Origin of the sequence: Hydrogenophaga flava NBRC 102514 (genome assembly GCF_001571145.1) — a bacterium.
Lineage (GTDB): Bacteria > Pseudomonadota > Gammaproteobacteria > Burkholderiales > Burkholderiaceae_C > Hydrogenophaga > Hydrogenophaga flava.
On the sequence record NZ_BCTF01000002.1, the window covers coordinates 245,221 to 258,897 of the forward strand.

A 13,677-nucleotide genomic window follows, 5' to 3' on the forward strand; every position below is an offset into this window, starting at 1 on the left:
ACCCTTTTTGCGCTGGCACGTTTCACAGGTGGACTTGTGGCCGGGCTTTGCTGGCCTTCCGGGTTTTCAGAGGTGGACACCCTTATAGAAAAGCCATCCTATGGGAGTTCTTGCCCGGTGCTGGTGGCCTGTGCAGCAAGCAAGGAAGGGTGGATAGCCAAGTGATTTCGTTTTCTGTGGGGTGGGCACCATGAGCCGAGGCGGCGCGCGCTGGGGCGCTGGCAGACCGGGCACCAAAGCCATCGGGGAGAACCTGCAGCGGGTGGACGTGCGTTTGTGGGCGCGGCGCGGATACCTTGACCGGCCGGGGTACTTTGTATGGACGTGGCGCCGGGGTGGCGAACCCTCGGGGGCGGTGTCTGTGTGGGTCACTCCACCCCATGAAGTGACGTTGAAATTCGTTTTGACGGTCAACGGGGTGAAACAAACTCTCACCAACAGAATCGACCTTGTTAACGAGTCTTGCCGGTTCGGTGGGTCGCGCGCCTGGTTTGCCTGTCCGTGTTGTGGGCGCCGGGTCGCTTTGCTCTACCTGCGTCACTTGCGCTTCGCCTGTCGGCACTGCCAGCGGGTGGCCTACGCATCGCAATCCGAGGATGAGCTGGGGCGCCTGTGGCGCAAGCAATCGCGCCTGGAGGCCCGTCTGGGCGATCACTGGACCCGGCCCAAGGGAATGAGGCTCCGAACCTATGAGCGGCTTTTCCGGGCTGTTATGGAATGTGAGCAACGGCGGGAGGCTGCGTGGTTGGTGGTTGCTTCGCGCTTGCTGGGTGTTGACCTGGCAGGGTAGGGGGGCTGCAAAGTCTGCGGCTGGGGCACCCAGGTAACCGGCAGGTTTCCCACGCACGGAAAAAATCGTCCTGTGCGTTTTCAAATTGACATGCCCCGGCGCCCCCGAAAGTCTGGTGATGCGCGGTGGACACCGGGAGGTTATGTCTGTTTCGCTATGTGTCGTGAAAAAAGAGAACGCCGGCCGTGCCTGTTTCTCCCTCGCGTACACTGATGCCTATGGGGTTGCCTGTGAGGGCACCAAATGGAAGGCGGGGGAACAAACGGGGGAACGTTTGATTTTCCTACCTGACAAAACCTAACATTCATGCGGGTTGGCGGGCTTCTTTCAGTAGACCCCAGCACCATCTACCCAACCCCAGCCTTCACCGGCTGGGGTTTTTCATTGCCGTTTTGTCATGCTCGCGTTGCAGGACATCCTTTTCAGTCAGGGTTTCGGAACCCGTCGCGTTTGCTGTGGACTGGTTCAGCAGGGGTTTGTGGACCTGGGCGAGGCTCGGGAGCCCTGCACAGACCCCGGAGTGATGCTGGATGAGGATGGCCTGGTTTTTTGGGTGCAGGGTGTGCGCTGGACTTACCAGGAGTACGCCTACCTGATGCTGCACAAGCCGGCTGGTTTCGAGTGCTCCCAGAAGCCAGGGGCTCATCCCAGTGTGTACACGCTGCTGCCGGCCCCGCTGCGCCAGCGGGGTGGTGGCGCAGCTGCCGGCGTGCAGGCAGTGGGGCGGCTGGATCAGGACACCACGGGCCTGCTGCTGCTGTCCGACGATGGCAAGTTCATCCACCGGATGACATCGCCCAAGCACCATGTGCCCAAGGTGTACCAGGTGCAGGTGAAACATCCGCTCGATGAACGTCAGTCAGAGCGTCTGATGCATGGCGTCGTGCTGGATGATGACCCGAAGCCGGTGCGTGCGGCTGCGTGCCGGGCTCTGGGGCCGAACCAATTGGAGCTGACGCTCACAGAGGGCAAATACCACCAGGTCAAGCGCATGGTGGCCGCTGTCGGGAATCGGGTGGAGGGGCTTCACCGGTCCCGGATCGGGAACATTGAATTGACCGATGAGCTGCCTGTCGGGCATTGGCGATGGCTGACCGCCGACGAAGTTGCGGAGCTGAGCCGAAAACACTGAGTCCCTTGACGGGAGGTGCAGTCAGAGCAGGTCGCCTTTGCGGCTGTCGAGCGGCATCAGGAAGGAGTTGTCCTGCCACTGGGAGCCCAGGTCGCTGACACGCGAGTCGCCTGTGGTGCTGCCAGGCCAGGTCGACAGGGGGCTGAAGTCGCTGTGGCGGGTGCTGCGCTGGCGGTTCAAGGCTGAGCGCAGGTTGGCCTGTGCCGCGATGATGGCCCGTTCTTCCTGCTCGTGCTCACGCATGCTCTGGGCGGTGGGGGTCTCGCCGAGAAACTCACTGCGTACTTCAGAGACTGTGGGCAGGCTGGACGAGCGAACCACCCAGTAGGGGAGCCCACATTGTGTGAGCAGAGAGTGTTTGAGTTGGCGCGTGCTCCTCGGGATACCCGCCCGCCCCGGCACGTCCAGACAGCCGACCACCCGCCCGTCGGACTTGCAGATGGTGAACGTGCAGTAGACGCCACCGAGCAGCCGGTACCAGTCCATTCCTTGCTGCTTCTCCCGGGGCAGGGTGAAGCGGGTGACCGGCAGCTTGATCATCACATGGTGATCGTAGAAGGCCCGGGACAGCCAGTGCCACACCTGCAACTCTTCGGAGTTCGCGATCACCCGGGTATCCAGCGGCCACCTCTTGGGAATCCTGCGCTGGGCCCGGGCTTTGCGGCTTTCCCAGAGGCGATACATCCACGCGCCGGTCACCAGCAGAGCGGGTACCAGCACGGAAAGTAGCCAAGGGTTGTTCCAGGCGATCATGCAAGTTTCAGTGGCGGAGTGTGACCAAATGTAGTTGGATGATCGCGCAAACGGACGGATTTGTCGCAATTTGACACGTCGTTTGCGTGATTTCCTTGGGGATTGGCGCCACTCGCCGACAAGGGCCCGCAGTTGTGAGTGCGCGTTTCACGCCGGTTTCCGGACGGCCAACCCTACATTCTGCCGGTGCTCGAGGTGCGTTGCCATCCCACAAACGGGGGATTCATGGGAGCCCGGACAGAAACTCCCCAATCGCTGTGAGCGCTGCGTCGGGCTGATCCCGATGTGGGCTGTGCCCGCAAGCCTCCAGCACCAGGGTGCTGGCTGCTGCGTCCTTGGGCTGTATGTCCCGTATTTGCTGGAGTGTCCCGTACTCGTCGTTGGCTCCTTGGATGGCCAGCACCGGGCCACGGATGTTCCAGCATTCGCCGCGGATGTCGAAGCTCAGGAATGCGGGGTCGAGCCAGATGTCGTTCCATTGCCAGAACGCGTTGTCGACATTCTTGTGGTGGCGCGCCAGGCGCGACCGCAGGCCCTGTTCCCCGGGTTGCATGTAGGCGTACCTGGCCTGCTCAATGGACCGGATCGAGACCTCCTCCACGAACAAGTGGGGTGCCATGACCACGCAGGCCGTCACCGGATGCCGGCTCGCGTGCAGCAACGCGATGGTGGCGCCATCGGAGTGGCCCACCAGCACGGGCGCGTCGATGTCCAGCGTTCCCAGCAAGGCTGGCAGCACATCCAGGGCTTCTCGGTGCATGTAGTCGGGTTCGTGTCGTCCGGTGTGCCAGAACTCTCCGGCATGGGGTACTCCGCGAACGTCCGGTATAGGGTCGGAGTGCCCATAGCCTCTGCGGGAGTACACCCAGCCGGCCCGTCCGGTGGCGTTGCACAGTTCCAGCGTCCAGTCTCGGCCTCGTTGTGCCCACATGGACACGCTGCCCAGCCCTTCGTGCAGGAACACCAGCGGAGAGCGGCTGGCCGGGCCAGGGATGTGTCGAACCTCCAGACGGGTTCCATGGATGATGACGCTGCCCATCGTGTCTCCCCATCACGCACCGCCGGGCTGGCGGGAAAACCGGTATTCTCGTTGCATGACTCAGCTGTTTGATGCGTTCTGGCGGGCAGTGGCTTACTGCATGCACCCGCGGGTGATCGGTTTGTCGTTTCTGCCCCTGGTGCTGATGGTCGCGCTGTCGTTTGGCTTGGGCTATTTCTTCTGGGACACGTCTGTCGATGCGGTCACGCAGTGGCTGCAGGCGTACGAGCTGGTGCAGGGCTTTCTGGGGTGGCTGGACAGGGTCGGTCTTGGCGCCATGCGGACGGTGTTTGCGCCGCTGGTGGTCCTGGTTCTGGCGACGCCGGTGATTGTGCTGCTGTGCCTGCTGCTTGTGGCGGTGTTCATGACGCCGTCCATGGTTGAACTGGTCGAACAACGGCGCTTTCCGTCGCTCGAACGCAGGCGTGGCGGCTCCTTTGTCCTTGGCCTGTTGTGGTCGCTGGGGTCCACACTGGTGGCCCTGGTGGTGCTGGTCCTTTCCATGCCCCTGTGGCTGGTTCCTCCGCTGGTGCTCATCCTTCCGCCGCTGATCTGGGGCTGGCTCACCTACCGCGTGTTTGCCTACGACGCACTGGCGCAGCATGCCAGCAGCGCAGAGCGCAAGACCATCCTGCGCGAACACCGTGGAAGTCTTCTGGTCATGGGCATCCTCAGCGGCTATCTGGGTGCAGCCCCCAGCCTGCTCTGGGCATCCGGTGCCATGTTTGTGGCGCTGGCGCCGTTGCTGGTGCCGGTGGCTATCTGGATTTACACGCTGGTGTTTGCCTTTGCATCTCTATGGTTCGCGCATTTCACGCTGGCGGCGCTGCAGCGGATGCGAGCCGCGCAGGTGGTGGAGGTGTTGGATCCCGAGCCAGGGGGCCAACCACACATGCCGCTGGAGACCCTGCCGCCCACCACCGTTCTGCCGCCACCCGGCGCCTGACTGCCATGAACACAAGCAAAGAGAGCCTCCCGGCGTTTGGTCTGATCATTGTTGGCGATGAGATCCTGTCGGGCAAACGAGCCGACAAGCATCTGCCGAAGGTGATCGAACTGCTGGCAGAAAGGGGTCTTTCGCTGGCGTGGGTACGGTTCATCGGTGATGACCGCGAGCGCATCACCGACGCGTTGCGAGACGCGTTCGCCAGCAGCGATGTCGTGTTCAGCTGTGGCGGCATCGGGGCCACGCCCGACGACCACACCCGCCAGTGCGCGGCTGTGGCACTGAAGGTGGACCTTGCGCTCCACCCCGAGGCCCGCGAGCTCATCGAGCAGAGGATGAGAGACGTGGCTGTCGAAAAGGGAGAGATCCATGATCCGGCGAGGCCCGACAACGTGCACCGGTTGAACATGGGTGTGTTTCCGGTCGGCGCCCGGATCATTCCCAATCCGTACAACAAAATCCCCGGGTTCAGTTGCGATGGGCCTGGCGGTGGTTCCGTGCACTTTGTCCCGGGGTTTCCCGTGATGGCCTGGCCGATGATCGAAGCGCTCCTGGATGGGGCGTACCGCCACCTGCACCGGCAAGGCGCGTGGCAGGAGCGCTCGGTGGTGGTCATGGGCGCCATGGAGGCCACCTTGACGCCTCTCATGGAAGCCGTCGAGCGCGAGCACCCGGTGAAGGTGTTCAGCCTGCCCAGTGTGGACCACCCGGACTACGGGCGGCACATCGAGCTGGGTGTCAAGGGTGCCCCAGACGCCGTAACCCCGGCGTTTGCGTCGCTGCTTGACGGGCTTGAGCGGTTTGGTGCGAAGCTAGGCCCTGAATTGGTGCGGTAGTTGATAGCTCTGTTTTGGTGCATTTTTCCGGATTGCACCAAAAAAAGGCGAGGCGGGCAGGGCTTTCTGCAACCATCTTGGATGCTCGGGCTTTGCAGGCTGCTGGTGCAGGGCGCTGCGCCATAATCTGCGCCGCCTTGGGGCTTGGCGCGTCGTTGATTCAAACCGACGGCACAACTTTGGCACAGAAACTGCTTCATGCCCTTGTCAAATTCAGTTTTCCACTCACACAGCAACAGGAGTATTTGATGGCCAAGACCGTCGCAGACGTGATGCAAATGGTGAAGGACAACGAAGTCAAGTTCGTTGATTTCCGCTTCACCGACACCCGTGGTGCGCAGCAGCACACCACCGTGCCCGTGTCCCACTTCGATGAAGACAAGTTCGTTTCCGGCCATGCATTCGATGGCTCGTCGATCGCTGGCTGGAAGGGCATTGAAGCTTCTGACATGCAGCTGATTCCCGATCCGAACACGGCCAACATCGACCCGTTCTACGAAGAGACGACGCTGATCCTCACCTGCGACGTCATCGAGCCCACCGATGGCAAGGCCTACGACCGCGATCCCCGCTCCATCGCCAAGCGCGCCGAGGCCTACCTGAAGTCCTCCGGCCTGGGCGACACCGCCTTCTTCGGACCGGAACCCGAGTTCTTCCTGTTCGACGGCGTGCGCTGGAGCACTGCTCCCGGCCACACCTTCTACGAGATCGAAGAGTACGAAGCGCCCTGGAACAAGGGTGCCAAGCTCGAGGGCGGGAACCGCGGCCACCGCCCCACCGTCAAGGGCGGCTACTTCCCCGTGCCCCCGGTCGACAGCACGCAGGACATGCGCGCCGAAATGGCCCTGATCCTCGAATCGTTGGGCATTCCGGTCGAAGTGTTCCACCACGAAGTGGCCGGCGCAGGTCAAAACGAAATCGGCACCCGTTTCAGCACCCTGGTGCAGCGCGCCGACTGGACCGTGCTGCAGAAGTACGTGGTCCACAACGTGGCGAATGCCTATGGCAAGACGGCCACCTTCATGCCCAAGCCCTACGCCGGTGACAACGGTTCCGGCATGCACGTCCACCAGTCGGTCTGGAAGGACGGCAAGAACCTGTTCGCTGGCGACGGCTACGCAGGCCTGAGCGAGTTCGCGCTGTACTACATCGGCGGCATCATCAAGCACGCCCGTGCCCTGAACGCCATCACCAACCCTGGCACGAACTCCTACAAGCGTCTGGTGCCCCATTTCGAAGCCCCGGTGAAGCTGGCCTACTCGGCCAAGAACCGCTCAGCCTCGATCCGCATCCCGTACGTGGCCAATCCGAAGGGCCGTCGCGTGGAAGCCCGCTTCCCCGATCCCCTGATGAACCCGTACCTGGGTTTCTCGGCACTGCTGATGGCTGGTCTGGACGGCGTGGAAAACAAGATCCACCCGGGCGAAGCCGCGACCAAGGACCTCTACCACCTGCCGCCGGAAGAGGACAAGCTGGTCCCGACCGTCTGCCACAGCCTGGACATGGCGCTGGATTACCTGGACAAGGACCGCGCGTTCCTGACCAAGGGTGGTGTGTTCACCGACTCCATGCTGGACGCCTACATCGAACTGAAGATGGGCGAAGTCAACCGCGGCCGCATCGAAGTGGCCCCGGTCGAGTACGACATGTACTACAGCCTGTGATGACGGGCCCGGTGCCCGGGCCTCACTCTGCAGATAAAAAAGGACGGCCCGGCCGTCCTTTTTTTTGGGCCGTTCGGACGAGTGCGCGGGCATCCCGTCATGGCGGATACCATGCGGCCTGTTTTTGGGTCATACTGAAAATTGATTCTCAATGCGCCCACAGCGCCTGGAGCCCACGTGTTGTCGAAGCTGAACGTTGCCCGAAGAACCCATCGCGTCCTGATCCTTTCCATTGCCGCGGTGTGGTCGCTGCCGTCTGTGGCGCAAGAGCGCATCTATCGTTGTGGCAATGAGTACACCAACAACGCCACGGTGGCGAAGGCCCAGGGCTGCAAGTTGATGGAGGGCGGCAACATCACCATCATTCAAGGTCCGCCACCGCAGGCAGCTCCGCGGCCCGCAAGCTCATCGGCGGCGCCCCGCAGCGCGCCTCGCAACGACTCCGCGGAACAGCGTGCGCGCGACAGCGACGCCCGTCAGATCCTCGAGATGGAGTTGAGAAAGGCCGAAGAGCGCCTGGCCCAGGCCCAGAAGGCCTATGCGAACGGGCAGCCCGAGAAGGAGGGCATCGAGTCGCGCAACCATCAGCTCTACCTCGACCGTGTGGCCGAGCTCAAGGCGTCGGTGGGCCGGGCCGAGGCCGATGTGAGTGGTCTGCGGCGTGAACTGGCCCGTATGGGTGGTGCGCCGGTGGCGCCACCAGCGGCGTCTGGCCCTGCGGGACCTGCTCCTGCGATGCCGGGTGCGAGCAGGCCCTCCGAACCTGCCGCAAAATGATCGGCTTGAAAAAGCCGGACCTTTCTCCCACCCTGTCCCGTGTCGCTGCGGCCATGCTGCCGGGCAAGGCTGCGCAGCGCGCGGCTTCGGCGCACGGAAAATTCCATTCGCTTGATCTGCTGGCCACGCTGGTGGCTGTGGTCTCGCTCGACGGGCAGGTGCTCTTTGCCAACGCGGCACTCGAGGATGCCCTGGGCATGTCCCGCCGCAGCATCACGGGCACGCTGCTGCAAGACTGCTTCACCGAACCGCAACTGCTCCAGAACGCGCTCGGCGGTGCCGCGGTCAACGAGTTCGCCGCTTTGCGGTACGACGCCTGGCTGCGGCGCCTGGCCCACGAGCCGCTGCCGGTTCACGTGGTGGTGGCGCAGACCGACACGGCGGGTGAGGTCATTGTCGAGCTGCTCCCTCTGGAGCAGCAGGCCCGGCAGGAACGGGAAGAGCGGCTGATCGACCAGGCCCAGGCGAACAAGGAGCTGATCCGCAACCTGGCCCACGAAATCAAGAACCCGCTGGGCGGGATTCGCGGTGCAGCCCAGTTGCTGGAGCTGGAGCTCGACAACAAGCAGCTGACCGAGTACACGCAGGTCATCATCCACGAGGCCGACCGCCTGCAGTCGCTGGTGGACCGCCTGCTGGCGCCGCACCGCCGGCCTCATGTGGTGGGCGACGTGAACATCCACGAGGTGTGCGAACGTGTGCGCTCGCTGATCGTGGCCGAGTTCCCCCGGGGTCTGAAGGTGGTTCGCGACTACGACACCTCCATCCCCGAGTTCCGCGGCGACAAGGAACAACTGATCCAGGCAGTGCTCAACATCGCCCACAACGCGGCGCAGGCGCTTGCCGAGCGCATCGCGGCGGGTGATGCGCAGATCACCCTGCGCACGCGCGTGGGCCGGCAGGTGACCTTCGGCAAGCAGCGCTACCGCCTGGCACTGGAATTGCATGTGATCGACAACGGGCCTGGCGTGCCCGATGCGATCAAGGACCGCATCTTCTTCCCGCTGGTGTCGGGTCGTGAGGGAGGTTCGGGGCTGGGGCTGACCCTGGCACAAACCTTCGTGCAGCAGCACCATGGACTGATCGAGTGTGAGAGCGCGCCAGGCCACACGGATTTCAAATTGCTGATTCCGTTGCCATGAAACCGAAACGCCTCGCCTGAGGAAGGGAAGACGCACACATGAAGCCGATCTGGATAGTGGATGACGACCAATCGATCCGCTTCGTTCTGGAGAAGGCGCTGTTGAGGGAGAGCCTGCCCACTCGCAGCTTCACCAATCCGCAGGAAGTTCTCAAGGCTTTGGCCGACACGCCCGAGAGCGAAGGGCCGCAGATTCTCGTGAGCGACATCCGCATGCCGGGCGGCTCCGGTCTGGACCTGCTGGAGAAGGTCAAGGAAAAGCTGCCCGGGCTGCCCGTCATCATCATGACCGCCTTCTCCGACCTGGACAGCGCGGTGTCTGCCTTCCAGGGCGGTGCGTTCGAATACCTGCCCAAGCCCTTCGATCTGCCCAAGGCGCTGGAACTCATCCACCGCGCGGTCGAAGAGAGCCAGCGTGAGGAAGTGGCGCAGGAGTCTCTGACGGCGGCGCCCGAGATGCTGGGCCAGGCGCCGGCGATGCAGGACGTGTTCCGCGCCATCGGGCGGCTGTCGCAGAGCAACGTGACCGTGCTGATCACGGGCGAGTCGGGCTCGGGCAAGGAGCTGGTGGCGCGCGCGCTGCACAAGCATTCGCCGCGCGGCGGTGGTCCGTTCGTCGCGATCAACACCGCGGCGATTCCGAAGGACCTGCTGGAGTCCGAGCTGTTCGGTCACGAGCGCGGGGCCTTTACCGGCGCGCAGACCATGCGGCGTGGCCGCTTCGAGCAGGCCGAGGGCGGCACGCTGTTCCTGGACGAAATCGGCGACATGCCGTTCGACCTGCAGACACGCCTGCTGCGCGTGTTGTCCGACGGGCACTTCTACCGCGTCGGTGGGCACAGCGCTGTCAAGGCCAACGTGCGGGTGATCGCCGCGACCCACCAGAACCTGGAGCAGCGCGTCAAGGAAGGCGTGTTCCGCGAGGACCTGTTCCACCGCCTCAACGTGATCCGCCTGCGCCTGCCCGCGCTGCGCGAGCGCCGCGAGGACGTACCGATGCTCACGCGCTTTTTCCTGCAGCAAAGCGCCAAGCAGCTGGGTGTGGAGCCCAAGCGGATTTCCGACGCCGCCCTGCGGCTGCTCAGCGGTTTCGACTTTCCGGGCAACGTGCGGCAGTTGGAAAACGTCTGCCATTGGCTGACCGTGATGGCGCCGGCCCAGATGATTGAGGTGAAGGACCTGCCGCCCGAGGTGCTGTCCGCGGTCGGCGATGTGGTGCCGCCCGAGCTTCCTGCCTTTGCCGAGCCGGTGGCGGTCGCCCCGGCTGCGCCCGCGCTGCAGGTGCCGTCAGCGGAGTGGGTTCCGGCACCCGAGGTGCCAGCCGTCACGGCCTCGGGCGTGCCCGCCGTGCCGGCGCCTGCGGCGGCCTGGGAGCTGGGTCTTCAGGCCGAAGCCCGCTCGCTCCTGGAGGCCGGTCGCACCGATGTCTGGGACGTGCTCACGCGCCGCTTCGAAACCGGCCTGATCCTGACCGCGCTGGCCAACACACGGGGGCGCCGCATCGAGGCCGCCCACAAGCTGGGCATCGGTCGCAACACCATTACCCGCAAGATCCAGGAATTGAATCTGGAATGACCCCTGCGGCGCTGACTCAGTTCAGGGTCAGCACCACCGGCGCGTGGTCGCTGGGTTGCGGGTTCTTGCGGGGTGCGCGGTCGATCTCGCAGGCGGTGGTGCGGGCCTTCAGCGCGTCGCTGATCAGTATGTGGTCGATGCGCAGGCCGCGGTTCTTCTGGAAACCCAGCATGCGGTAGTCCCACCAGCTGAAGGTCTTGGGCGGGTGCTCGAACAGCCGATGGGCGTCGTGCAGTCCGAGGCCGATCAGGCCCTGCAGCTGGGAGCGTTCTTCGGTCGTGCAGTGGATGGTCTCGCGCAGACCCACCGGGTCCCACACGTCGGCGTCGTCGAAGGTGATGTTGTAGTCGCCCATGAGCACCAGCTGCGGATGCTGTTGCAGCTCAGCCCGGACCCACTCGCGCATCGCGTCGAGCCAGCGCATCTTGTATGCGAACTTGTCGCTGCCCGGCTCCTGGCCATTCGGGAAGTAGGCGCCGATCACACGCACGCCGTCGATGGTGGCGCACAGCACGCGCGACTGTTCGTCGTTGAAATCCGGAATGTTTTTGATGACGTCGGCGGCGGGTGTCTTGCTCAGCAGCGCCACGCCGTTGTAGGTCTTCTGTCCGAACCACTGCGCGTGGTAGCCGGCGTCGGTGAAGGCCTGCACCGGGAACTTGTCGTCGGTGAGCTTGAGTTCCTGCAGGGCGAGCACGTCGACCGGGTTGGCGGCCAGCCATGCCAGCACCTGGGGCAGGCGCACGTTGAGGGAGTTGACGTTCCAGGTCGCAAGTTGCATGGCGTGTCCGCGGCGTTCAAAGAGCTGCATTCTAGGGAGTGGGGCCAATATTACGTTTCGCATAAGACTCCCTTAATCTGGTCCGCAGACCATGCGTCCGTGTCTGGCCGAACCGGCTGGAAAAGGAAGCACGATGTCTCTGGCCATTGCCACCACGGGTGGACCATGTGCCCCCATGTTCCCCCCGGCGAACCTGCCGACTTCGCTGTGTGTGTGTACAGAGTCCGATCCAGGGCGCGAAGCCGTTGAGCGCTTTATCCAGCGGGTGTTTGCGCGCCGGTTTGGTGCACGCGTGCAGCGCTTCGCCCCCGAACTGGTGTGCCTGCGCGACCCCGACAGCGGCGACATCGTGGCCGCAGCCGGCTACCGCTTTGCCGACCAGGGGGCCCTGTTTCTGGAGCGTTACCTGGACCGACCCATCGAGCAGTGCCTTGCCGAGCCGGGTCAGCCCGCTGTCGCCCGTGCAGGCATCGTTGAGGTGGGACATCTGGCGTCCGAACGCGCCGGTGAAGGCCGCCGACTGATCGTGCGGCTGGCCCACCACCTGGCCGCGCAGAACACGCAGTGGGTGGTCAGCACGCTGACCGAAGAACTGCGCCACCTGTTCGTGCGCATGGGCATCACGCCGCTGGCCCTGGGCCGGGCGGACGCCACGGCGCTGGGCGAGCAGGCGGGCGAATGGGGCAGCTACTACGAACACCACCCGGTGGTGCTGGCGGGGCAGATGCAGCCGGCGCTGCGCTGGCTGCAGCGCCGCCAGGCCAGGGGGCTGGACGCATGACGGCGCGCGACACCTTGATCGCGCTGGGCAACGGCCGAGCCGGCCTGACCCGCGACGAGCTGAGCACCGAAGTGGCGGCCCTGGCCGCGCGGCTGAAGCACGCCGGCACCCGGGTGCTGGCCACGCTGCTGGACAACGGCATGCCCTGGGTGGTGGCCGACCTGGCCGCTGAGGACGCGGGCGTGGTGCACGTGCCGCTGCCGCTGTTTTTCACGCCCGAGCAGACCGCGCACGCGCTGCAGGCGGCGGGCGTCGACACGCTGCTCACCATCGAACCCCTGGCCGCGCGCTGGCCGCAGGCCCAGAGCAAGCACTGGGTCGTGGCCGGCGAACCGGTGTGCGCGGTGCGCCTGCTGGCGCAGGGCCTGCCTATGCCGCCCGGCACGGCCAAGCTGACCTTCACCTCCGGCACCACCGGCATGCCCAAGGGCGTGTGCCTCGGTGCCGCGGGCCTGCACCGGGTGCGCGACGCGCTGGTGCAGGCACTGGAGCCGCTGGACATCCGCCGCCACCTGTGTGCGCTGCCGCTGGCGGTGCTGCTGGAGAACGTGGCCGGTGTGATGGCACCGCTGGCACGTGGTGCCGAGTGCCTGGTGCCGCCGCTGGCCGAACTGGGGCTGAGTGGTTCGTCGTCTTTTGATCCCGCCGTGTTCAACGCGGCGGTGGAGCGCTATCAGCCGCACAGCCTGATCCTGCTGCCGCAGATGCTGCGCGCGTGGGCCGGCTGGCTGGCCGGGCAGGGCCGCCGGGCACCGCAGGGCTTGCGCATGGTCGCTGTCGGTGGGGCCGCTGTGGGCGCGCCGCTGCTGCACGCCGCGCGCCAGCTGGGCATTCCGGCGCACGAGGGCTACGGCCTGTCCGAAGGTTCTTCGGTGCAGACGCTCAACCTGCCGGGCGCCGACCGGCCCGGCAGCGCCGGACGCGCGCTGCCCCATGCCCGGGTGCGCATCAGCGACCGGGGCGAGATCGAGGTGGCCGGCGGCCTGATGCTCGGTTACCTGGGCCAGCCACCGCTGCAAGGCGACTGGTGGCCCACCGGCGACCTGGGCGAGATCGATGCCGACGGCTTCGTGCACGTGCGTGGGCGCATCAAACACGTGCTGATCACCTCCTTCGGCCGCAATGTCTCGCCCGAGTGGGTCGAGACCGCGCTGCGCAGCGGCCGCACCATTGCGCAGGCGGTGGTGCTGGGCGACGGCGAGCCGGCCCTCAGTGCCGTGGTCTGGCCGGTGAACGATGCGCTGCCCGATTCGGCGATCCAGGCCGAGGTCGACGCCGCCAACGCCTCGCTGCCCGACTACGCCCGCGTGGCCCGCTGGGTGCGGGCGCAGGCGCCGTTCACCGCCGGCAGCGGCATGGCCACCGCCAACGGCCGGCCACGCCGCGACGCCATCCTGACCCTTCATGCCTCTTTGCTCGGTCTCACCGCCCACGACGCGGTGACCGCCTGAGCGTTTCTCTG

General features: G+C 65.1%; 12 protein-coding genes. 9 read left to right on the forward strand and 3 right to left on the reverse strand.

Features of this window, described 5'->3' with window-relative positions; translation table 11 throughout:
* Positions 1 to 1,187: 1,187 nt before the first annotated feature.
* Positions 1,188 to 1,922 carry a 16S rRNA pseudouridine(516) synthase gene (locus HFL01S_RS02930; protein WP_066254409.1) on the forward strand — a complete coding sequence of 245 codons (735 nt, stop codon included), beginning with the start codon at positions 1,188 to 1,190 and terminating at the stop codon, positions 1,920 to 1,922.
* A 21-nt stretch (positions 1,923 to 1,943) separates the two neighbouring features.
* Here HFL01S_RS02930 and HFL01S_RS02935 read toward each other — a convergent pair whose 3' ends face one another.
* Both HFL01S_RS02935 and HFL01S_RS02940 read right to left on the reverse strand, forming a co-directional pair.
* Positions 1,944 to 2,675, reverse strand: coding sequence for a DUF2726 domain-containing protein (locus HFL01S_RS02935; protein ID WP_066155863.1), 732 nt, complete (start codon positions 2,673 to 2,675; stop codon positions 1,944 to 1,946).
* A gap of 223 nt (positions 2,676 to 2,898) precedes the next feature.
* Complete coding sequence (locus HFL01S_RS02940) at positions 2,899 to 3,714, reverse strand: alpha/beta fold hydrolase (protein WP_066254411.1); 816 nt, start codon at positions 3,712 to 3,714, stop codon at positions 2,899 to 2,901.
* Positions 3,715 to 3,769: 55 nt separating this feature from the next.
* Between HFL01S_RS02940 and HFL01S_RS02945 the strand changes: the two genes are divergently transcribed.
* From HFL01S_RS02945 to ntrC, 6 genes are all read left to right on the forward strand, one after another.
* Positions 3,770 to 4,660 (forward strand): EI24 domain-containing protein, encoded by an 891-nt coding sequence (locus HFL01S_RS02945; protein WP_084383059.1) that lies wholly within the window; start codon positions 3,770 to 3,772, stop codon positions 4,658 to 4,660.
* Positions 4,661 to 4,665: 5 nt separating this feature from the next.
* Positions 4,666 to 5,496: a competence/damage-inducible protein A gene (locus HFL01S_RS02950; protein ID WP_066254414.1), complete on the forward strand. Its 831-nt coding sequence runs from the start codon at positions 4,666 to 4,668 to the stop codon at positions 5,494 to 5,496.
* A 248-nt stretch (positions 5,497 to 5,744) separates the two neighbouring features.
* Entirely contained in the window at positions 5,745 to 7,160 is a 1,416-nt protein-coding gene (glnA, locus tag HFL01S_RS02955) for a type I glutamate--ammonia ligase (RefSeq protein WP_066254417.1), read from the forward strand.
* A gap of 180 nt (positions 7,161 to 7,340) precedes the next feature.
* Positions 7,341 to 7,937 (forward strand): hypothetical protein, encoded by a 597-nt coding sequence (locus HFL01S_RS02960; protein WP_369407710.1) that lies wholly within the window; start codon positions 7,341 to 7,343, stop codon positions 7,935 to 7,937.
* 53 nt (positions 7,938 to 7,990) lie between these two features.
* Entirely contained in the window at positions 7,991 to 9,079 is a 1,089-nt protein-coding gene (gene glnL, locus HFL01S_RS02965; protein ID WP_066254421.1) for a nitrogen regulation protein NR(II), read from the forward strand.
* A gap of 38 nt (positions 9,080 to 9,117) precedes the next feature.
* A complete protein-coding gene (ntrC, locus tag HFL01S_RS02970) occupies positions 9,118 to 10,653 on the forward strand; it encodes a nitrogen regulation protein NR(I) (RefSeq protein ID WP_066254423.1) in 1,536 nt (511 codons plus the stop codon).
* A 16-nt stretch (positions 10,654 to 10,669) separates the two neighbouring features.
* Here the strand turns inward: ntrC and HFL01S_RS02975 are convergent, their stop codons facing one another.
* Positions 10,670 to 11,434, reverse strand: coding sequence for an exodeoxyribonuclease III (locus HFL01S_RS02975; protein ID WP_066254666.1), 765 nt, complete (start codon positions 11,432 to 11,434; stop codon positions 10,670 to 10,672).
* Between the two features lie 175 nt (positions 11,435 to 11,609).
* Here HFL01S_RS02975 and HFL01S_RS02980 point away from each other — a divergent pair, with 175 nt between their 5' ends.
* Both HFL01S_RS02980 and HFL01S_RS02985 read left to right on the forward strand, forming a co-directional pair.
* Positions 11,610 to 12,215, forward strand: coding sequence for a thermostable hemolysin (locus tag HFL01S_RS02980; protein ID WP_084383061.1), 606 nt, complete (start codon positions 11,610 to 11,612; stop codon positions 12,213 to 12,215).
* A complete protein-coding gene (locus HFL01S_RS02985) occupies positions 12,212 to 13,666 on the forward strand; it encodes an AMP-binding protein (protein ID WP_066254428.1) in 1,455 nt (484 codons plus the stop codon). Before HFL01S_RS02980 ends, HFL01S_RS02985 begins: the two co-directional genes overlap by 4 nt.
* Positions 13,667 to 13,677: the final 11 nt, after the last annotated feature.